This window comes from Pseudomonas sp. LBUM1672, assembly GCF_059695655.1.
Genome location: NZ_CP166781.1, coordinates 999796 through 1019451, shown reverse-complemented (window position 1 = coordinate 1019451; position 19656 = coordinate 999796). Strand labels below are relative to the sequence as shown.

At 59.8% G+C, this 19656-nt stretch carries 20 protein-coding genes; 15 read left to right on the top strand and 5 right to left on the bottom strand.

All coding sequences use genetic code 11. The features are described 5' to 3' along the window. Positions 1-232 precede the first annotated feature (232 nt). The 10 genes from folM (at position 233) to ACA053_RS04440 (ending at position 8343) form a co-directional block, all read left to right on the top strand. The gene (gene folM / locus ACA053_RS04485; RefSeq protein ID WP_497315649.1) at positions 233-943 is read left to right on the top strand and encodes a dihydromonapterin reductase; all 711 of its coding nucleotides are present in this window, start codon (positions 233-235) and stop codon (positions 941-943) included. A 22-nt stretch (positions 944-965) separates the two neighbouring features. Further along, the gene (gene folE, locus ACA053_RS04480) at positions 966-1541 is read left to right on the top strand and encodes a GTP cyclohydrolase I FolE (RefSeq protein WP_109628013.1); all 576 of its coding nucleotides are present in this window, start codon (positions 966-968) and stop codon (positions 1539-1541) included. Positions 1542-1543: 2 nt separating this feature from the next. After that, positions 1544-1915 (top strand): dihydroneopterin triphosphate 2'-epimerase, encoded by a 372-nt coding sequence (folX, locus tag ACA053_RS04475; protein WP_008026970.1) that lies wholly within the window; start codon positions 1544-1546, stop codon positions 1913-1915. Between the two features lie 68 nt (positions 1916-1983). Next, positions 1984-2280 carry a DUF1244 domain-containing protein gene (locus tag ACA053_RS04470; RefSeq protein WP_497315647.1) on the top strand — a complete coding sequence of 99 codons (297 nt, stop codon included), beginning with the start codon at positions 1984-1986 and terminating at the stop codon, positions 2278-2280. Further along, positions 2273-2611, top strand: coding sequence for a HopJ type III effector protein (locus tag ACA053_RS04465; protein ID WP_027924562.1), 339 nt, complete (start codon positions 2273-2275; stop codon positions 2609-2611). Before ACA053_RS04470 ends, ACA053_RS04465 begins: the two co-directional genes overlap by 8 nt. Before the next feature lie 273 nt (positions 2612-2884). Next, on the top strand, positions 2885-4135 hold the full coding sequence (locus ACA053_RS04460) for a 2-aminoadipate transaminase (protein ID WP_497315645.1): 1251 nt from the start codon (positions 2885-2887) through the stop codon (positions 4133-4135). A 128-nt stretch (positions 4136-4263) separates the two neighbouring features. Continuing rightward, entirely contained in the window at positions 4264-5238 is a 975-nt protein-coding gene (locus ACA053_RS04455) for an amino acid ABC transporter permease (RefSeq protein ID WP_497315643.1), read from the top strand. Positions 5239-5307: 69 nt separating this feature from the next. Then, complete coding sequence (locus tag ACA053_RS04450) at positions 5308-6036, top strand: amino acid ABC transporter ATP-binding protein (protein ID WP_497396126.1); 729 nt, start codon at positions 5308-5310, stop codon at positions 6034-6036. Between the two features lie 46 nt (positions 6037-6082). Next, the gene (locus tag ACA053_RS04445) at positions 6083-6916 is read left to right on the top strand and encodes a transporter substrate-binding domain-containing protein (RefSeq protein WP_497315641.1); all 834 of its coding nucleotides are present in this window, start codon (positions 6083-6085) and stop codon (positions 6914-6916) included. 143 nt (positions 6917-7059) lie between these two features. After that, positions 7060-8343: an NAD(P)/FAD-dependent oxidoreductase gene (locus tag ACA053_RS04440; RefSeq protein WP_497394624.1), complete on the top strand. Its 1284-nt coding sequence runs from the start codon at positions 7060-7062 to the stop codon at positions 8341-8343. A 183-nt stretch (positions 8344-8526) separates the two neighbouring features. Here ACA053_RS04440 and trxB read toward each other — a convergent pair whose 3' ends face one another. Continuing rightward, positions 8527-9489 carry a thioredoxin-disulfide reductase gene (trxB, locus tag ACA053_RS04435; RefSeq protein ID WP_497315637.1) on the bottom strand — a complete coding sequence of 321 codons (963 nt, stop codon included), beginning with the start codon at positions 9487-9489 and terminating at the stop codon, positions 8527-8529. A gap of 314 nt (positions 9490-9803) precedes the next feature. Here trxB and cysZ point away from each other — a divergent pair, with 314 nt between their 5' ends. After that, positions 9804-10556: a sulfate transporter CysZ gene (gene cysZ, locus ACA053_RS04430; RefSeq protein ID WP_109635948.1), complete on the top strand. Its 753-nt coding sequence runs from the start codon at positions 9804-9806 to the stop codon at positions 10554-10556. Between the two features lie 40 nt (positions 10557-10596). Continuing rightward, complete coding sequence (locus ACA053_RS04425; RefSeq protein WP_497394623.1) at positions 10597-11802, top strand: glycosyltransferase family 4 protein; 1206 nt, start codon at positions 10597-10599, stop codon at positions 11800-11802. Between the two features lie 58 nt (positions 11803-11860). Here the strand turns inward: ACA053_RS04425 and ACA053_RS04420 are convergent, their stop codons facing one another. The 3 genes from ACA053_RS04420 to ACA053_RS04410 all read right to left on the bottom strand — a co-directional run bounded on the left by ACA053_RS04420 (position 11861) and on the right by ACA053_RS04410 (position 14213). Continuing rightward, a complete protein-coding gene (locus tag ACA053_RS04420) occupies positions 11861-12964 on the bottom strand; it encodes an NADH:flavin oxidoreductase (protein WP_109628008.1) in 1104 nt (367 codons plus the stop codon). A 157-nt stretch (positions 12965-13121) separates the two neighbouring features. After that, entirely contained in the window at positions 13122-13604 is a 483-nt protein-coding gene (locus ACA053_RS04415; protein WP_497315632.1) for a glutathione peroxidase, read from the bottom strand. A gap of 123 nt (positions 13605-13727) precedes the next feature. Continuing rightward, positions 13728-14213, bottom strand: a complete 486-nt coding sequence (locus tag ACA053_RS04410; RefSeq protein WP_007901600.1) for an FKBP-type peptidyl-prolyl cis-trans isomerase — start codon at positions 14211-14213, stop codon at positions 13728-13730. On the opposite strand from ACA053_RS04410, the gene ACA053_RS04405 reads away from it, so the two are divergent. Genes ACA053_RS04405 through yihG form a run of 3 tightly spaced genes read left to right on the top strand, consistent with a single transcriptional unit; the run spans position 14182 to position 17586 of the window. Continuing rightward, complete coding sequence (locus tag ACA053_RS04405) at positions 14182-14520, top strand: DUF3565 domain-containing protein (protein WP_497394622.1); 339 nt, start codon at positions 14182-14184, stop codon at positions 14518-14520. The genes ACA053_RS04410 and ACA053_RS04405 overlap by 32 nt on opposite strands. Positions 14521-14580: 60 nt before the next feature. Next, complete coding sequence (gene pta / locus ACA053_RS04400; protein ID WP_497394621.1) at positions 14581-16680, top strand: phosphate acetyltransferase; 2100 nt, start codon at positions 14581-14583, stop codon at positions 16678-16680. Further along, on the top strand, positions 16681-17586 hold the full coding sequence (gene yihG / locus ACA053_RS04395; RefSeq protein WP_497394620.1) for a 1-acylglycerol-3-phosphate O-acyltransferase, YihG family: 906 nt from the start codon (positions 16681-16683) through the stop codon (positions 17584-17586). 167 nt (positions 17587-17753) lie between these two features. Here the strand turns inward: yihG and cysN are convergent, their stop codons facing one another. Then, complete coding sequence (gene cysN / locus ACA053_RS04390; RefSeq protein WP_403101212.1) at positions 17754-19652, bottom strand: sulfate adenylyltransferase subunit CysN; 1899 nt, start codon at positions 19650-19652, stop codon at positions 17754-17756. Positions 19653-19656: the final 4 nt, after the last annotated feature.

The following is a 19656-nucleotide window of genomic DNA, read 5'->3' as shown; positions in this document are numbered from 1 at the left end:
GTGGAAGCGAGCCTTTGTGGCGAGGGGATTTATCCCCGTTCGGCTGCGAAGCAGTCGTAAAACCATTGTCTGCGGTGCATCTGATTCACCGCGGTGTTGGAATCGGGGCCGCTTCGCAGCCCAACGGGGTGGTGCGGCATTCCGATAAATCCCCTCGCCACAAGGCTCCCACAATAGGTGTACGTCGCCGCGCGCTGGTATAGTTTTGCTCTCACCGCGACGCGAGCCGTTCATGACCTCTTCCGCAGCTCCGATCCTCATCACCGGTGCCGGCCAGCGTGTCGGCCTGCACTGTGCGCAGCGTTTGCTCGAAGACGGCCATTCAGTGATCTTCAGCTACCGAAGTGAACGCCCCGGCGTGCAGACATTGCGCGACCTGGGCGCGACCGCGGTGTTTGCGGACTTCTCCACTGAAGCGGGCATCCTCGCGTTCATCACCGAACTGAAAACTCACACCGACAGCCTGCGAGCCATTGTCCATAACGCGTCCGAATGGCTGGCCGAAACCCCGGACACCGATGCCGAGGCCTTCACCCGCATGTTCAGCGTGCACATGCTCGCGCCCTACCTGATCAACCTGCACTGTGCCGACTTGCTCGAACGCTCTAGCCCGGCCGACATCGTGCACATCAGCGATGACGTGACCCGCAGGGGCAGCAGCAAGCACATCGGCTACTGCGCCAGCAAAGCCGGGCTCGACAGCCTCACCCTGTCCTTCGCCGCGAAATACGCGCCGACAATCAAGGTCAACGGCATCGCGCCAGCCCTGCTAATGTTCAATCCCGACGACGACGCCGCGTACCGCGCCAAAGCCCTGGCCAAGTCCGCGCTGGGCATCGAACCCGGCAGCGAAGTGATCTACCAGAGCTTGCGTTATTTGCTCGACAACCCTTATGTCACTGGCACGACCCTGACCGTCAACGGCGGACGGCACATCAAATAAGCGGCCCCCGCGAGGATGTTCCATGACGTTATCCCTGCCCCAGAATTCACTGTCCCAAAGCTATCGCGAAATCCTCATCGGCCTCGGTGAAAACCCCGACCGCGAAGGACTGCAAGACACCCCGGTTCGCGCGGCCAAGGCCATGCAGTACCTCTGCCATGGCTACGATCAGAGTGTCGAAGAGATCGTCAACGGCGCACTGTTTGCGTCAGACAACGATGAAATGATCATCGTCGATAACATCGAGCTGTACTCGCTTTGCGAACATCACATGCTGCCCTTCATCGGCAAGGCGCATGTGGCTTATATTCCAACGGGCAAGGTGCTGGGCCTGTCGAAGATTGCGCGGCTGGTGGATATGTTCGCCCGTCGCCTGCAGATCCAGGAAAACCTCACTCGGCAAATCGCCGACGCAGTGCAGCAAGTGACCGGCGCGGCGGGCGTCGCGGTTGTCATCGAAGCCAGGCACATGTGCATGATGATGCGCGGCGTCGAGAAACAGAATTCGACCATGAACACCTCGGTGATGCTCGGCGCCTTCCGCGAGTCGAGCAACACCCGCCAGGAGTTCCTGCAATTGATTGGACGGAGCAAGTAGTAATGCCACAACTTCAACCAGGAATGGCACGCATCCGGGTCAAGGACCTGTGCCTGCGGACCTTCATCGGGATCAACGAGGATGAAATCCTCAACAAGCAGGATGTGCTGATCAACCTGACCATCCTGTATGCCGCTCAGGAAGCGGTGCGTGACAACGACATCGATCACGCGCTCAATTACCGCACCATCACCAAGGCGATCATCGCCCACGTGGAGGGCAATCGCTTTGCCCTGCTCGAACGCCTGACCCAGGAAATCCTCGACCTGGTGATGGCCAACGAATCGGTGCTGTATGCCGAGGTTGAAGTCGACAAGCCGCACGCCCTGCGATTCGCCGAGTCGGTGTCGATTACCCTGGCCGCGAGCCGCTGACCGCGTCTGGCGCATTGTCCGTCAGACTTTTATCATCCGCTCCACGATTGGATTGCACAGAGCCCGCCATGAACGATCAACAACGCCTGGAACTTGAAGCCGCCGCCTTTCGCCGGCTGGTCGCCCACCTGGACAGCCGCAAGGATGTGCAGAACATCGACCTGATGAACCTCTCGGGTTTCTGCCGCAACTGCCTGTCCAAGTGGTACAAGGCCGCCGCCGATGAACGCCAGATCGAGGTCAGCCTCGATGACGCCCGCGAAGTGGTCTACGGCATGCCGTACGCCGAGTGGAAAGCCCAATACCAGCAAGAAGCCAGCGCCGAACAACAAGAAGCGTTCGCCAAAGGAAAACCCAATGAGTGATTTGAACACCCTGCGTGCCAGCCTCAAGAGCGGCGAACACGCTTTCGCCGACACCCTGGCGTTCATCGCCGCGGGTTACGACTACCAGCCTCAGGCGTTCAACAACGGTGGCGTGGAAAATGCCGCTGGGCAGAACGAAGGTTCGTGCAAGACCCTGGGTCTGGCGTTGCTGGAAGGCCTGAGCGATGAAGAAGCGCTGTTGGCTTTCGGCGAGCATTACCGCTCGGTGGTGGCCACGCCTGAAGGCAGCGACCACGGCAATATCCGCGCATTGATCGCTCATGGTCTGGCCGGTGTGAAATTCACCCAACAGCCACTGACTCGCCGCTGATCAAAGTCCGCAAAACACTTCACGAGCGACACTGAACCTGTGGCGAGGGAGCTTGCTCCCGCTGGGTCGCGCAGCGGCCCCAAAAAAAGAGGGACCGCTACGCAGTCCAGCGGGAGTAAGCTCCCTCGCCACAGGTTGCGCCTGGTCTGCCCATCGCTTGTTCGCACACATCCCGACTTTTAAGATTGACCCGGCCACTTTATTTCGTTTGCCCCACACCACTGCTCACGGCTTAGATAAAAAGAAGCATCCCTTCTTCAGAGTCGGTCATCCATGAGCAGCGAAAACATCAGCCAGTCGATCAACGTCGTTCATCCCGTCACGCTCAGCCACGGCAAAAACGCCGAGGTCTGGGACACGGACGGCAAACGCTACATCGACTTCGTCGGCGGCATCGGCGTGCTGAACCTCGGCCACTGCCATCCGCGCATCGTCGAGGCCATTCGGGAACAGGCCACGCGCCTGACCCACTACGCGTTCAACGCCGCCCCGCATGTGCCCTACATCGAACTGATGGATCGTCTGACGGCGTTCATTCCTGTGGACTACGCTGTCAGTGGCATGCTCACCAACAGCGGCGCAGAAGCGGCGGAAAACGCCCTGAAGATCGTCCGCGGTTCGACCGGCCGCACGGCCGTCATTGCCTTCGACGGCGCCTTCCATGGACGCACGCTCGCCACTCTCAATCTCAATGGCAAAGTCGCGCCTTACAAACAGAAAGTCGGCGTGCTGCCGGGTCCGGTGTTCCATTTGCCGTACCCAAGCAAGGACAACGGCGTGACCTGCGCCGAAGCCTTGAAAGCGATGGATCGACTGTTCAGCGTCGAAATCGACGTCAATGACGTGGCCTGTTTTATCGTCGAACCGGTGCAAGGTGAAGCAGGATTCCTGGCGATGGATGTCGAGTTCGCACAGGCGCTGCGCACGTTCTGCGATGAAAAAAACATCGTGTTGATCGCCGATGAAATCCAGTCCGGCTTCGGCCGCACCGGCGAACGTTTTGCCTTTTCGCGCCTGGGCATCGAGCCGGACCTGATCCTGCTGGGCAAAAGCATCGCCGGCGGCGTGCCACTGGGCGCGGTGGTTGGACGCAAGTCGCTGCTCGACACCTTGCCCAAAGGCGGACTGGGCGGCACTTATTCAGGCAACCCTATCGCCTGCGCAGCCGCATTGGCGACCTTGGACGAGATGACTGACGCGAACTTGCAAGCCTGGGGCGCGCAGCAGGAAGAAGCGATTGTCAGCCGCTATGCGTCCTGGCGTGCCAGCAAACTGTCGCCGTACCTGGGACGCTTGACCGGCGTCGGTGCGATGCGCGGCATCGAGCTGGTCAACACCGACGGCACTCCGGCCTCGGCGCAGCTCACACAGTTGCTGGCGCTGGCGCGCGATGCGGGTCTGCTGTTGATGCCGAGCGGCAAATCACGACACATCATTCGGTTGCTGGCGCCGTTGACCACCGAGGCGGCGGTGCTGGAGGAAGGGCTGGACATCCTCCAGGCGTGCCTGGCGAAACTGTCCTGATCGCAACGTGTGTTCCGGGACTGACGTAGCGAATTATGTTCGCTTGTTGTCCCGGAATCCGCGCCGTAATACTCACCAAAGACCCCTTTATTTAGCGAGAACATCACCACCTACAAGCCGAGGCAGACATGTATCACGACAATATAATTTATAAGAAAAAGTCTAACGATCCTCAATTTCTGCTCGGCGTAGCCGTGGTGCTGTTCCTCGGCTCCTACCTGATGAACCTGGGCAACAGCGCCCTCAGCCATCTTCTGCAACCGCTACTGGGCAACGCCCCGGACAGTCTGACCGCGCGCAACATCGCCATCGGGCTGGGCATCGCCGTACTGGGCACACTGAATTTCCATGTCCTCGGACGCCTGAAGTTCAAAGTGCAGACCACGGTGGTGTGGATCGAACTGCTGATCCTGTTTCTGGCGTTCTTCGACACCTTCAACCTGTCTTACAGTTTCATCCTCGACAAGATCGGTTTCCTGATCATCCAGGGCGCTGCGACCACTCTGTACATCTCCGCCATCGCGATTGTGCTTGCCTTCGTGCTGGCATTGATCGGCGCGGTGGCCAAGCTGTCGAACAACGGCCTGGCCAATGCCCTCGCCTCGTTCTACACCTCGTTCTTTCGCGGCGTGCCGCTGCTGATTCAGATCTATCTGATTTACCTCGGTCTGCCGCAACTCGGCTACGTGGTCGATGCGGTGCCGGCCGGCATCCTCGCGTTGTCCCTGTGCTACGGCGCCTACATGACCGAGATTTTCCGGGCGGGCATCCAGAGCATCCCGGTCGGCCAGTGGGAAGCCTCGCGCGCCCTGAACATCAGCCCGTTCAAGACCCTGAGCCGGGTGATCATGCCGCAGGCCCTGCGCGTGATCATTCCACCCACCGGCAACCAGTTCATCGCGATGCTCAAGGACAGTTCGCTGGTGTCGGTCATCGGTGTCTGGGAGCTGATGTACCTGGCCAAGACCCAGGGCCGCGCGGACTTCCGCCACCTGGAAATGCTGATCACCGCCGCGATGATTTACTGGGCCCTGTCATTCATCCTGGAACGGGTACAGGCGCGAATCGAAAAGCGGGTCAACCGATCCGTGGCAAGGGGTTGATGCGTGATGACTCGAACCAATACCGCCGAACAACTCAACCTGGCCCCTGCTGCGCAGACCAGCCCCTCGATGATTTCAATCACTGGCCTGAACAAGTGGTACGGCAACTTTCACGCCCTGCGCGACGTCGACCTGAACGTCGCCACCGGCGAAATCCTGGTGGTGTGCGGACCGTCAGGCTCGGGAAAATCGACCATGATTCGCTGCATCAACCACCTGGAAAATTTCCAGAAAGGTCACATTCAGGTCAACGGCATCACCCTGACCAGCGAAGCGGAAAGTGTCAGCGCCGTGCGCAGCGAAATCGGCATGGTGTTCCAGAGCTTCAACCTGTTCCCGCACTTGAGCGTGATGGACAACCTGACCCTGGCCCCGCAACTGGTGCAAGGCGTGTCCTCTGCCGAGGCGAAAAAACGCGCGCAGGTCTATCTGGAACGGGTGCGGATTGCCGAGCACGCCCACAAATATCCGTCGCAGCTCTCCGGCGGTCAGCAGCAGCGCGTGGCCATTGCCCGAGCACTGTGCATGAACCCCAAAGTGATGCTGTTCGACGAGCCGACCTCGGCGCTGGACCCGGAAATGGTCCACGAGGTGCTGGACGTGATGGGTGAACTGGCCACCGACGGCATGACCATGATCTGCGTGACCCACGAAATGGGCTTTGCCAGCAAAGTCGCTGATCGGGTGCTGTTCATGGACCAGGGCCAAGTGATCGAACAAGCCACCCCGACCGATTTTTTCAACAACCCGCAGACCGAACGCGCGCAGAAATTCCTGTCGCAGATCATCGGTCACTGAGAAGCGCTTTACCCCCGCATAACAATAACGAGAAGTGGAGATGGACATGCTCAGTAAAAAACCCGCAATCACCCTCGCAGCCGCCCTGTCACTGTTGTTCATCGGCGCCGCGAACGCCGGAGCCGTTCTGGACAAGATCGAGAGCAGCAAGACGTTGACCGTCGCCACCTCGGCGACCTGGCCTCCGCAGGGCTTCATCAACGACAAGAATGAAATCGACGGTTTTGATATTGACGTGTCCAAGGAGATCGCCAAACGTATGGGCGTCGAGGCCAAATTCATCACCCCCGACTGGGATGTGATTACCGCCGGCAAGTGGAATGGCCGCTGGGATGTATCCGTAGGTTCGATGACTGCGACCAAAAGTCGTGCGCGGATTCTCGACTTCCCCGGCACCTATTACTACGTGCCCTACGTGTTTGCGGTGCACAACAAATCCACGGTCACCGACCACAAGGCGCTGAATGGCAAAACCATCGGCGTCGAAGGCGGCACGACCTCCGAGGACTATTTCAGCCAGGCGCTGGCGATCGAAACCACTGACGTGCCGCCCGTCGTCTACGACGTAAAAACCGAAAAAATGAAGACCTACGCCGGCTCCGTCGGGCCGCTGGACGATCTGCGCCTGGGCGACGGCGCCCGACTGGACGCCATCCTCACGCAACGCAGCACCCTGGATGCCGCCGTCAAGAAAGGTTATCCATTGCGCGCCGTCGACAACGACGTTGTGTTCTACGAACCGCTGGCCGTTGCCACCGACAAGGGTGACCCGGAGTTGAAGGCCAAGCTGAGTGAAATCATCGGCCAGATGCACAAGGACGGTACGCTGACCAAGCTGTCGGACAAGTGGTACGGCGTCGACTACTCGACTATCAAATAACACCGCCCTCCCCTGTGGGAGCGGGCTTGCCCGCGAAAGCGGTGGTTCAGCTTGCATTGATGTTGTATGTGCCGGCGTCTTCGTGAGCAAGTCGAATCGTCGCACCGCCGCTCCCACAAAAAGCAATTTCTCAAGGATCGACCATGTCCTTCCCCAACACCTGGTATTCCCAAACCTCGCTGCCTCGCGCGGCCAGGTCCGAATTGAACACCGACGAAACCTGCGACGTCTGCATCATCGGTGCCGGCATTGCCGGCCTCACCGCCGCCCTGGAACTGACCCGGCGCGGCAAGCGCGTGATCATGCTCGAAGCCCATCAGGTCGCCTGGGGCGCGTCCGGCCGCAATGGCGGCGTGGTTTCGCCGGGCTGGGCAGAAGGATCGGGAGCGATCCGCAAGAAACTGGGGCTGGAGCACGCCAGAGCGCTATTCCAGTTGTCGGTCGAAGGTGTAGAGATTGTCCGGCGCAACATCGCCGAACTGGCGCTTAGCGGCTGCGATCCATCCGCCGGCACGATCCGGGTCAAGCGCTACGACGACAGCGCTGGCGTCAAAAACCACATCGACACGATGCGTCGCGACTTCGACTATGAACTCAATTTCCTCGACACCGCCGAGGTGCGGGAACGGGCACACACCCTGCGCTATTTCCAGGGTGTCGAAGACCCTAACGCCCTGCATTTTCATCCGTTGAATTATTGCCTGGGTCTGGCTTTGGCCATTGAAGCCGCGGGCGGGCGTATTTTTGAGCACTCAAAAATGCTTGCCTGGCGGCGCGAAGGGACCGACAAAATCGTCCAGACCGCTCACGGCAGCGTGCGCTGTCACGACCTGGTGTTCTGCGCCGGCGGTTATGGCGGTCCGGAGCTGCAAAAACTCAGCCGCGCCTTCCTGCCGATCGCCACCTACGTGGTGCTCACCGAACATTTGGGCGACTCGATCAAAAACGTTCTCGACTCGGGCGCCGCATTCTCCGATGACCGGCGCGCCTCAGACTATTACCGCATCGTCGAAGGCGATCGCCTGCTCTGGGGCGGGCGCATCACGACCCGCAACGAACAGGATGAAAACGCCTTGGCGGCTATGTTGAAGGCCGACATGGTCTCGGTGTATCCGCAATTGGCATCGGTCAGGATCGAATTGGCCTGGTCTGGTTTGATGGGGTATTCCACCAACAAAATGCCCAATCTGGGAGCGCTGGAACCGGGTGTCTGGGCATGCACGTCGTTTGGCGGCCATGGGCTGAATACCGGTTCGATTGGCGGCAGGGTGATCGCTGAGGCGGTGTGCGGGGAGAGTGCGCGGTATGAATTGTTCAAGCCGTATTTGCTGGACTGGAACGGCGGGCCGTTCGGGCGGGTGGCTGCCAATGCGATCTATCGATCGCTGAAGGTCATGGACTTCGTTCAGGAGCGATTTCGCGGTTGATCGCAATTTCCGCAAACCCTGTTAACCCTGTGGGAGCTAGCCTGCTAGCGATGGGGGGTCAGCTACATCGATGTGACTGACACCCCATCGCTAGCAGGCTAGCTCCCACAAGGGTTTGTGTTGACCGCACTTTCTGTGAACACAAAAAAACCGGCCGAAGCCGGTTTTTTCATTTCAACAGACTCAGAACGAAGCGTTCTGCAGGCCGTCGAGGTAACGCTCGGTGTCCAATGCCGCCATGCAGCCAGCGCCGGCCGAGGTGATGGCTTGACGGTAAATGTGGTCAGCCACGTCACCGGCCGCGAAGATGCCTTCAACGCTGGTCGCAGTGGCGTTGCCGTCACGGCCGCCGTGGACAACCAGGTAACCGTCTTTCAACGTCAGCTGGCCTTCGAACAGCGAGGTGTTCGGGGTGTGGCCGATGGCGATGAACACGCCGTCGACTTTCAGCTCGTCGAAGCTGCCGTCGTTGTTCTTCAGGCGGGCACCAGTCACGCCCATGTTGTCGCCCAGGACTTCGTCCAGGTTCGAGTTCAGCTTCAGGATGATTTTGCCTTCGGCAACCCGTGCATTCAGCTTGTCGATCAGGATCTTCTCGGCGCGGAAAGTCTCGCGGCGGTGGATCAGGGTCACGGTGCTGGCGATATTGGCCAGGTACAGTGCTTCTTCGACAGCAGTGTTACCGCCACCGACCACGGCTACAGGCTTGTTGCGGTAGAAGAAACCGTCGCAGGTTGCGCAGGCCGAAACGCCTTTGCCCATGAACGCTTCTTCCGACGGCAGGCCGAGGTAACGTGCGCTGGCGCCGGTGGCGATGATCAACGCGTCGCAAGTGTAAGTCGCGCTGTCGCCGATCAGGGTGTATGGCTTGGCAGCGAAGTCGACGGCATTGATGTGATCGAAAACGATCTCGGTTTCAAAGCGCTCGGCGTGCTCTTTCATGCGTTCCATCAGCGCCGGGCCGGTCAGGCCGTGGACGTCGCCCGGCCAGTTGTCGACTTCGGTGGTGGTGGTCAGTTGACCGCCGGCTTGCATGCCGGTGATCAGCAGTGGCTTGAGGTTGGCACGGGCGGCATAGACCGCGGCGCTGTAACCGGCAGGGCCGGAACCGAGAATAATCACTCGCGAATGACGGACTTCAGACATGACCTGCTCCTGTTGACCGGCCCGGAACACCTGGCGCGGAACGCCGGGTTGCCGGCGGGAATAAAAAAGGACCGTTGAATGCCTTGGGGAAGGCTCGGGTTCGACAGTCCTGTAAAAAGAATGGGTGCAGCGTATCGAGGGGGCGAAGATTAAGGAAATACGGTTTAACAATCCAGCTCATAGGCGGTCTCTATCCGGTCACGATGAATTTATAGGCGCCTTTGTTACAGTTAATGTCGATGTCGCTGCCGCGCTTTCGCCTGTCAGGCAAAGCCGGTAAGGTCGGCGCATTTACCCTTTGCTCGGAGCACGTTATGCCCGCCCCCGTTCTGTCCGGCCCGCAATACCTGCGCGAAGGTCTCAAGCTGGTCCTGAGCCCCAGCCTGCGTTTGTTCGTGTTGTTGCCCTTGGTGATCAACCTCGTGCTGTTCGTCGGATTGATCTACCTGGCCAGCCATCAATTCAGCCTGTGGGTCGATACGCTGATGCCGTCCCTGCCCGACTGGCTGAGTTTTCTCAGTTACGTCCTCTGGCCGATTTTTGTCGTGCTGGTGGTTCTGATGGTGTTTTTCACCTTCACCATGCTCGCCAACGTCATCGCCGCACCGTTCAACGGCTTCCTCGCGGAGAAAGTCGAAGTGGTGGTGCGCGGCACCGATGACTTCCCGGCTTTCAGCTGGGGTGAACTGATCGCCATGATCCCGCGCACCCTGTCCCGGGAAATGCGCAAACTCGGTTACTTCCTGCCGCGAGCGATCGGGTTGTTCATTCTCTCGTTCATCCCCGTGGTGAACATCATTGCTGCGCCATTGTGGCTGCTGTTCGGGGTGTGGATGATGGCGATCCAGTACATTGACTACCCCGCGGACAACCACAAACTCGGCTGGAACGAAATGCTCGCCTGGCTGCGCGAGAAGCGCTGGCAGAGCATGAGTTTTGGCGGGATCGTGTATCTGGTGCTGCTGATTCCGGTGGTCAATATTCTGATGATGCCGGCGGCGGTGGCCGGGGCGACATTGTTCTGGGTGCGGGAGCGTGGCGCAGAGAATCTGGTGACCCAACGCTGACACCGTCACAAATCCATCATCGAAACGCCACAATGACGACATGGCCTCAGCCGACACTGAGGTCATGACGACAACTCTGCATATCACCCTGATCACCGAAACCTTCCCTCCCGAAATCAACGGCGTGGCCAATACCCTCGGCCGCTTGTGTGATGGCTTGCGCGCGCGCGGGCACCAGGTCGAGCTGGTGCGGCCGCGTCAGGGCTGCGATCAGTTGGCGGCCAGCAGCGATGAGTTGTTGCTGTGTCGCGGCTGGCCGCTGCCGGGCTATCCCGGTTTGCAATGGGGTCAGTCGTCGATGCACAAGCTGCTGCGGCGCTGGAAGCGGCATCGTCCGGACGTGCTCTACATCGCCACCGAGGGACCGCTGGGATTGTCGGCATTGCGAGCGGCGCGGCGTTTGGGCATTTCAGTGGTCAGCGGTTTTCACACCAATTTCCAGCAGTATTCCAGCCAGTACGGGCTCGGATTGCTGTCGCGTTTGCTGACCCATTACCTGCGCTGGTTTCATAACCGTTCGACGCTGACGCTGGTGCCCAGCATCAGCCAGCGACTGGAACTTGAGCGGCGGCATTTCGAACGCCTGGCGTTGTTGTCCCGAGGGGTCGACAGTCAATTGTTTCATCCGGTTAAACGCCTGCAATCGCTACGCGAACAGTGGGGCCTGGCCGAGAAGGACATCGCGGTTATCCATGTAGGACGGTTGGCGCAGGAGAAAAATCTTGGCTTGCTCAAGCGCTGTTTCGACGCGCTGAAAGCCACTTACCCACAGCGCAATCTGAAACTGATCGTGGTCGGCGACGGGCCGCAGCGAGGTTTTTTGGAGAAGGAGCTGCCTGAAGCGATTTTCTGCGGCTCACAACGTGGCGAAGCGTTGGCCAGCCACTATGCGTCGGCGGATGTATTTCTGTTTCCGAGCCTGACCGAAACCTTTGGCAATGTGGTGCTTGAAGCGCTGGCCTCGGGATTGGGAGTGGTGGCCTACGATCAGGCGGCAGCAGCCCAGCATATTCGCCATGGCTACAACGGCGTGCTGGCGATGCCGGGGGATGAAGAGGCGTTCTGCGATGCCGCGACGTGGTTGTTGGAGGAGCGCGAAACGTTGCGTTGCGTGCGGCTCAATGCGCGCCAGCATGCGAGTCGCCAGGGCTGGGCGGCAATTATCGAGCAGTTTGAGGGGCAGTTGCGGGGGGCTTGTGTGGGGGAGCAGGTGGTGCCAAATGCACCAACCTTGCCCCGAGCCTAGGGTGACATTGAGTCAGTCATCGCCAGCAGGCTGGCGATGAGGCCTTGCCAGTCGCCGCTTAAACCAGCGTCATCAACGCCTCACGGCTGAACGGCAGGATGTCTTCCTCGCGACCCTCACGCACTTTCTGCGCCCAGTCCGGGTCGACCAGCAATGCACGCCCTACCGCCACCAGATCGAATTCATCGTTGTTCAACCGCTCCAGCAGTTTTTCCAGGCTGGCCGGCTGCGCGATCTTGTCAGTGTTGACCATGAACTGCAGGAACTCGCCATCCAGGCCAACGCTGCCCACGGTGATGGTCGGCTTGCCCGTCAGCTTGCGGGTCCAGCCAGCCAGGTTCAGCTCGGAACCGTCGAACTCCGGCTCCCAGAAACGACGCGTCGAGCAGTGGAAAATGTCCACGCCGGCGTCGGACAACGGCTTGAGGAATTCACCCAGCGCTTCCGGGGTTTGCACCAGACGCGCGGTGTAATCCTGCTGCTTCCACTGCGAGAAACGGAAGATGATCGGGAAACCTTCGCCGACCGCTGCACGCACGGCCTGAATCAATTCAATGGCAAAACGCGAACGGTTGGCCAGGCTGCCACCGTATTCGTCGGTGCGCTGGTTACTGCCTTCCCAGAAGAACTGGTCCACGAGGTAGCCATGGGCGCCGTGGATTTCCACACCGTCCATGCCGATGCTTTGAGCGTCTTTAGCGGCTTGGGCGAATGCGGCGATCACGTCCTGGATGTCTTGTTTAGTCATGCCGTGCACTACGACTTGACCGTCCTTCAGTTTTTCCGACGGACCGTAACCCGGCACGCTGGCATCCGGCTCGGTGCCGATGCGACGCACGCTACCCACGTGCCAAAGCTGAGGCACGATCTTGCCGCCCTCGGCGTGGACCGCATCGACCACTTTCTTCCAGCCGGCCAGCGCAGCTTCACCGTAGAAATGCGGCACGTTCGGGTAGCCGTTGGAGGCCTTGTGCCCGACGGTGGTGCCTTCGGTGATGATCAGGCCGACGCCGGCGGCAGCGCGACGACGGTAATACTCGATCACTTTGGAATTGGGAACGCCGCCCGGCGAAAACGAGCGGGTCATCGGCGCCATGACGACGCGGGTCGGCAGTTCGAGGGTGCCGAGGTGGAACGGTTTGAACAAGGCTTTGACTGGCATGGGACGCTCCACGAAAACGATATCGACGGGACACAAATTTTATGACGGCGATAATATGCACAGTGGAACACGATGCACAGCACTATTGATCTGGGTGATTAAGGGTCAAAAGGCAGGCATAAAAAATCGCAGCTCGGTGGCTGCGATTTTTGGGGGTTCAGCTCAGCGCTTTTTCAATCGCCGCGATGACCGTCGGATCATCCGGCGGCGTACGCGGCGAGAACCGCGCCAACACACGCCCGTCTTTGCCCAGCAGGAATTTCTCGAAGTTCCAGGTGATATCCCCCGGAAACTCCGCACCCTCGCCCGCCAGCAAACGGTACAACTGATGACGATCGTGACCGTTGACTTCCAGCTTGCTGGACAACGGAAAGCTCACGCCATAGTTGAGGCTGCAGAAATCCTGGATTTCTTGCTCGGTGCCCGGTTCCTGCCCGGCAAACTGGTTGCACGGCAGACCCAGCACGCTGAAGCCTTTGTCCTTGTATTGCTGGTAGAGGTTTTCCAGCGCCGCGTACTGTGGGGTCAAGCCACATTTGGAGGCGACGTTGACCACAAGCACGACGTGCCCCTTGAGGGGTGCCAGCGGTAGCTCCTGACCATCCAGGGCTGTCAATTTAAGGTCGTGAAAAGCACTCATGACGAACTCCAGATTCCCGTGTTCTACTCGAAACAGCCACTTGGCGATGTCGCCAGGGACAGCCGCGGACTAAAAAGGCGCCCCTCGGGCGCCTCTCCAGTTCTCTGAGCTTAGCGCAGAAAATCAGTGGTGATGGCCACCTTCGCCATGGACGTGACCATGAGCGATTTCTTCCTGGCTGGCGTCACGGATGTCGATGATCTTGACCTGGAAATTCAGGCGCTGACCGGCCAACGGGTGGTTGCCGTCGACAGTAACGTCGTCGCCGTCCAGATCGCGGATGGTAACGATCTGCATCTGGCCGTCCGGCGCGGAAGCGTGGAACTGCATGCCCACTTCCAGTTCGTCGACGCCTTCGAACATGCTGCGGCTCAACGTGCTGACCAGTTCGGCAGCGTATTCGCCGTAGGCATCTTCAGGTTCAACGGCTACGGTCAGCTCGTCGCCGACTGCTTTGCCTTCCAGTGCCTTTTCCAGGCCCGGGATGATGTTACCTGCGCCTTGCAGGTAGACCAGCGGCGCGCCGCCGGCGGAGCTGTCGATGACCTCACCAGCGTCGTTGGTCAGGGTATAGTCGATGGAGACAGCCTTATTGGCGGCGATCAGCATGGGGCGAGACCTTTTGCATAAGAATGAAGAATGGCCAAGTTTAGCGAAGCAATCGCCCGAAAGCGAACACAACCCGGACAGACGGATGGCGACTAAAGGCTCGACGGTCACAGGTTTCCATCAGGATGAGGACGGGCATTGGGTGGCCGAGCTTTCCTGCGGCCACACCCAGCACCTGCGTCACCAGCCACCGTGGCAATCGCGCGCCTGGGTTCTGAACCCCGCGCAACGCATTGAAAAAATAGGCCAGCCCTTTGATTGCGGTTGGTGCGCACAGGGCTCGGTTAGCGATAACCTTGGCGACTGAATTTCGGTAGATCGTCAGATATAGATGATCGCCTTTGCCTGCACCCTTTAGAGAATCCGCATGCAAACTTTTTTTATCGCGCCCACCGATTTTGGTGTGGGTCTGACCTCCATCAGCCTCGGGCTGGTGCGCACACTTGAGCGAGCCGGCCTCAAAGTCGGCTTTTTCAAACCGGTTGCCCAGCCGCATCCGGGCGACACCGGCCCGGAGCGTTCCACCGAACTGGTGGCGCGCACCCACGGCCTGAAACCGCCACAGCCACTTGGCTTGGCCCATGTCGAGCGCATGCTCGGCGACGGTCAACTGGATGAGCTGCTCGAAGAAATCATCACCCTGTATCAGCAAGCCGCCGTCGGCAAGGACGTGCTGATCGTCGAAGGTATGGTCCCGACCCGCAGCGCCAGTTACGCCGCGCGGGTCAATCTGCACCTGGCCAAGAGCCTGGATGCCGAAGTGATCCTGGTCTCGGCGCCGGAAAACGAAGTACTGACCGAACTGTCTGGCCGGGTGGAACTGCAGGCGCAATTGTTCGGCGGCCCGAAAGACCCGAAAGTCCTCGGCGTGATCCTCAACAAGGTCAAGACCGATGAAAGCATGGAGGCTTTCGCTTCGCGCTTGAAGGAACACTCGCCGTTGCTGCGCAGCGGTGACTTCCGTTTGCTCGGCTGCATTCCGTTCCAGCCGGAACTGAACGCACCGCGCACCCGCGACGTGGCCGACCTTATGGGCGCGCAGATTCTCAATGCTGGCGATTACGAAACCCGGCGCATGACCAAGATCATCATCTGTGCCCGCACCATGCGCAACACCGTGGAGCTGCTCAAGCCCGGCGTGCTGGTGGTGACCCCGGGCGATCGCGACGACATCATCCTCGCCGTCAGCCTCGCCGCCATGAACGGCGTGCCGCTGGCCGGCCTGTTGCTGACCAGCGACACCCTGCCCGACCCGCGCATCATGGACCTGTGCCGTGGCGCATTGCAGGCAGGCTTGCCGGTGTTGTCGGTGAGCACCGGCTCCTATGACACTGCCAACCAGTTGAACGGTCTGAACAAGGAAATCCCGATCGACGACCGCGAGCGCGCGGAGATCATCACCGACTTCGTCGCCAGCCACCTCGATGCCAACTGGCTGCACCAGCGTTGCGGTACTCCGCGTGAGATGCGCCTGTCGCCAGCGGTGTTCCGTTATCAATTGATCCAGCGCGCCCAGGCCGCCAACAAACGCATCGTTCTGCCAGAAGGCAGCGAGCCACTGACCGTGCAAGCGGCAGCAATCTGCCAGGCCCGTGGCATCGCTCGCTGCGTGTTGCTGGCGAAACCGGAAGACGTCGAAGCCGTGGCCCGCGCTCAAGGCATCGAACTGCCGCCGGGGCTGGAGATTCTCGATCCGGACCTGATTCGTGAACGCTACGTCGAACCGATGGTGGCGCTGCGCAAAAGCAAAAGCCTCAACGCGCCGATGGCCGAGCAGCAACTGGAAGACACCGTGGTGATCGGCACCATGATGCTGGCGCTGGATGAAGTCGACGGCCTCGTCTCCGGCGTCATCCACTCCACCGCCAACACCATCCGCCCTGCCCTGCAGCTGATCAAAACGGCGCCGGGCTGCACGCTGGTGTCGTCGGTATTCTTCATGCTGTTTCCCGAAGAAGTGCTGGTCTACGGCGACTGCGTGATGAACCCGCACCCGAGCGCCAGCGAACTGGCCGAGATCGCCCTGCAAAGCGCGGACTCGGCGGCAGCGTTCGGCATCACCCCGCGCGTCGCGATGATCAGCTACTCCAGCGGTGAATCGGCCAGCGGCGAAGAAGTCGAGAAAGTTCGCGAAGCGACGTTGCTCGCCCACGAACAGCAGAACTCGCTGCTGATCGACGGCCCGTTGCAATACGATGCCGCCGCCAACGAAACCGTGGCCAAGCAACTGGCACCGAACAGCCAGGTCGCCGGTCGCGCCACGGTGTTCGTGTTCCCCGACCTCAACACTGGCAACACCACGCACAAAGCCGTGCAGCGCAGTGCCGATTGCGTCAGCCTCGGACCGATGCTGCAAGGCCTGCGCAAACCGGTGAACGACCTGCCGCGCGGCGCGCAAGTCGATGACATCGTGTACACCATCGCGTTGACCGCGATTCAAGCTGCCAACCGACCTATGGATCTTTAAATGCTGGCTTTTCTACCTGCCGCCGTGCGCGGCGTGATTGCATCGTTGTTGCTGGCGTTGAATACCATTCTGCTCTGCTCGTTTCTGTTCTGCGTGGCGATCTTCAAGGTGTTGCCCTTTGCCCTCACCCAGCGTTTCACGCTCTGGTTGATGAGCCATACCCATGAAGCCTGGATCAGCAATAACAAGGCCTGGATGAATCTGGTCTGCCGCACCCGCTGGCACCTCAGCGGTCTGCAAGGGCTGGATTATCAGCACTCGTACCTGATCACCAGCAACCACCAGAGCTGGGTCGACATCATGGTGTTGCAGTACGTACTCAACCGTCGCATCCAGCCGCTGAAGTTCTTCCTCAAACAGGAACTGATCTGGGTGCCGGTGATTGGCCTGGCCTGGTGGACGCTCGGCTTTCCGTTCATGAAGCGTTATTCCAAGGCCTACCTGGAAAAGTACCCGGAGAAGAAAGGCAAGGACCTGGAAACCACCCGCAAGACCTGCGACAAGTTTCGCAATAACGCGGTGGGGATCTTCAATTTTGTCGAAGGCACGCGCTTCACTGAAGGCAAGCATGCGCAGCAGAAATCACCGTTCAAGTACCTGCTCAAACCCAAGGCCGGCGGCATTGCGTTTGTGCTGGATGCGATGGGTGAGCAGCTTGAGTCCATTGTGAACGTGACCATTCATTACCCGGCCGGGCGTCCCGGGTATTGGGATTTGCTCTGTGGGAATGTGGAAGAGGTGGTGGTGCATTTTCAGGAACTGAAGATTCCGCCGCAGTTCATTGGCAAGAATTACGACCAGGATGGGGAGTATCGACTGCAATTTCAGGGCTGGATCAATCAGCTGTGGGAAGACAAGGATGCGTTGCTTGCGCAGATGCACCGCGAATACCCCGATAAACACTGACCCACTGTGGGAGCCAGCCTGCTGGCGATAGCGGGTTCACATTCAGCAGATGTAGTGCCTGAATCACCGCAATCGCTAGCAGGCTAGCTCCCACAGTTGACCGAGTTGACCCACAAAAAACCCGCCGATGAGTGATCATCGACGGGTTTTTTATTAACGGCTAACGCTTAGATCGCGCCACGCTGACGCAGCAGATCCAGCACTTGCTTGACGCTTTCTTCCAGCGACAGCGACTGGGTGTCGACCACGAGGTCGGCGTCCAGCGGCACGTCGTACGGGAAGGAGTCGCCCGGAATGTTATCCCCGGCCGCCGCGTACAGACCTTGCGGATCACGCTCGGCACAGACCGTCGGCGAAGCCTGGACGTAGACCGTCAGCAGACGCTCCTTGCCGATCAGTTCCCTGGCTTGCTCACGACCTTCGGCACTCGGTGCAACAAATGCAGCCAGTGTCAGCAGACCCGCTTCGTTGAACTGACGCGCAACGTGTGCGGCACGGCGCCAGTTTTCGGTTCGCCCGGCGCGATCCTGTGGCAGACCTTTGTTCAGGTCGTGACGCAGGTTCTGGCCATCGAGTACAAACACTGCACGGCCCAAGTCGAACAACTTGCGCTCAACAGCGTAAGCCAAGGTGCTTTTGCCCGCGCCCGACAAGCCGCTGAACAACACGGTGGCCGGTTGCTGACCGAAACGCTGGGCGCGTTCTTCAGTCGCCACGTGCGCCAGTTTGCCGTGGTGCGTGCTGCTGCCATGCGCCAACGGCTGAGCGATGATCATGCCGGCGGCAACGGTGCCATTGGTCAAACGATCGATGACGATGAACGAACCGGTGGTGCGGTTGCTCGCGTAACCGTCCAGAGCGATCGCCGCGTCGAGGCTGACCTTGACCCGACCAATCTCGTTCAGTTGCAACGCGCTGGCAGGACCTTCTTCCAGCGTGTTCACGTCAACGCGGTTGACGATGCTGGTGATCGAACCCGGCACATAACTGGTGGCGCGTTTGATGTCGTATTTCTTGCCCGGCAGCATCGGCTCTTCGGCCATCCACACCAGCATGGCGTCGAAGGCGTCGGTCACTTGCGGCAGGTTGTCGGCGTGCACCAGCAAGTCGCCGCGAGAGATGTCGATCTCGTCTTCCATGGTCAGCGTCACCGCTTGACCAGGACCTGCATGCTCCAGCTCACCTTCGAAGGTGACGATGGATTTCACGCGGCTGCTCTTGCCCGACGGCAGCACGACGACTTCGTCGCCCTTGTGCACGACGCCGCTGGCCAGGGTGCCGGCGAAACCGCGGAAGTTCAGGTTCGGACGGTTGACGTACTGCACCGGGAAACGCAGGTCGGTGTAGTTGCGGTCGTTGGCGATCTCGACGGTCTCGAGAATTTCCATCAGCGACTGGCCGGTGTACCACGGCGAGCGCTCGGACTTGTTCACCACGTTGTCGCCTTTCAATGCCGACATCGGCACAAACGCCATGGTGGTCGGCTTGAACGCGATGCCTTCGGCGAACTTCAGGTAATCGGCCTTGATCGACTCGAACACGGTTTCGTCGAAGCCATTGAGGTCCATCTTGTTGATGGCGACCACGATGTGCTTGATGCCCAGCAACGAGGCGATGAAGCTGTGGCGACGGGTTTGGGTCTGCACGCCGTAGCGGGCGTCGACCAGGATGATCGCCAGGTCACAGGTGGACGCACCGGTGGCCATGTTGCGGGTGTACTGCTCATGGCCAGGGGTGTCGGCGATGATGAATTTGCGCTTGGCGGTAGAGAAATAGCGGTAAGCGACATCAATGGTGATGCCCTGCTCACGCTCGGCCTGCAGGCCGTCGACCAGCAAGGCCAGGTCGATGTCTTCGCCGGTGGTGCCGACTTTTTTCGAGTCGCGGGTGATGGCTTCCAGGTGATCTTCGTAGATCATCTTGGAGTCGTGCAGCAGGCGCCCGATCAGGGTGCTCTTGCCGTCGTCGACGTTGCCACAGGTCAGAAAGCGCAGCATTTCCTTGCGTTCGTGCTGGCCCAGGTAGGCGAGGATGTCCTCGCTGATCAAATCAGATGCGTGCGACATGACA